The 1,176-nt window shown below is 34.9% G+C and carries 1 protein-coding gene; it reads right to left on the reverse strand.

Going from position 1 to position 1,176, the window contains the following annotated elements:
- Positions 1-168 precede the first annotated feature (168 nt).
- The coding region (locus Q1B07_RS26600) for an IS110 family transposase (protein WP_299095809.1) at positions 169-1,176 on the reverse strand (1,008 nt) is incomplete at its 5' end.

Here is a 1,176-nt window from a genome sequence, read left to right on the forward strand (position 1 = left end):
TTTTTCTGTGAAAATAAAAAATCTTGGGGTATTAATCCATTTAAGGTGTGAGGCATACTTTTTAATGGGTTTTAAGTTTTTTTCAAAAAAAGGCAATAAGAAATAAAGGGTGTGTTGTAATTTTTTTAAAAAACACAACCTATTTCTTATTCTATTTGGTTAAATAACCTATCGACTTAAGGCTGGCTCGGAATAGCTTTGGTTATTAATTAATAAAGTGTATATAATTCTTAAAACCTTATGGGCAATAGCTTTTGTTGCTTTTTTGTTTCCTCTTCGTGCTGAAAGTGACCAAAATGTGGATGACATACTAGTTTTTCTTGACCTTGAAATTGCCCAGGCTACTTCACAAAGCGTTGCTTTGATATGTGGATTTCCTTGGATGCTCTTAGACCCTTTTTTTTTTCCTGCACTTTCATTGTTTCCAGGAGATACACCAGCCCATGATGCCAAATGTCTGGATGAAGGGAATTGGTTCATATCTGTCCCTATCTCAGCGATAATACAAGCGGCAGTATGATCCTTTACCCCTGGGATAGATAAAAGAATCTCTTTTTCTTCCTGATAAGATTGAAGTAGGGTGTTAATCCGTTCTTCCAATTCTTGAATGCTTTTCTCTAAATACACAATATGGTTCCAAGAGCCTCTAATCATAAATATTTGATGTTCGTTTAAAGTACCAAAGAGAGAATCGGAAATGGAGTTTGCTTTTTTCTTTAAAGAATGATGAATACTTGAATCAACATCACTTTGATCTAAGTATCCTTTCTCAACTAATTGAGTTAAAAGCTTACGTCCTGAGACACCAAAGATGTCAGAAATAACAGAACCAAGTTTGATATTCGAACACTCAAGAACTTTTGAGATTCTATTCTTCTCAGCTGTTAAGTTTCCAACCCATTTTTTTCGTAGCCTAGTTAAGTCACGTAATTCACGAAGGTCTTGTGAGGGAACAAAGCTTTTTTCAATCAATCCATGACGGAGTAGTTTGGCAATCCATTCAGCATCGGAAACATCTGTTTTACGTCCAGGGACATTTTTAATTCGTTGAGCATTCGCTAAGGTAATATCAAAGTAACCTTCTAAGATGTTATAGACTGGTTTCCAATAGATTCCGGTGCTTTCCATGGCAATGTGTGTAATTTCTTTTTCTTCTAACCACTTTAATAAGTCAAA

Origin of the sequence: uncultured Metabacillus sp., assembly GCF_947503125.1 — a bacterium.
Classification (GTDB): domain Bacteria; phylum Bacillota; class Bacilli; order Bacillales; family Bacillaceae; genus Metabacillus.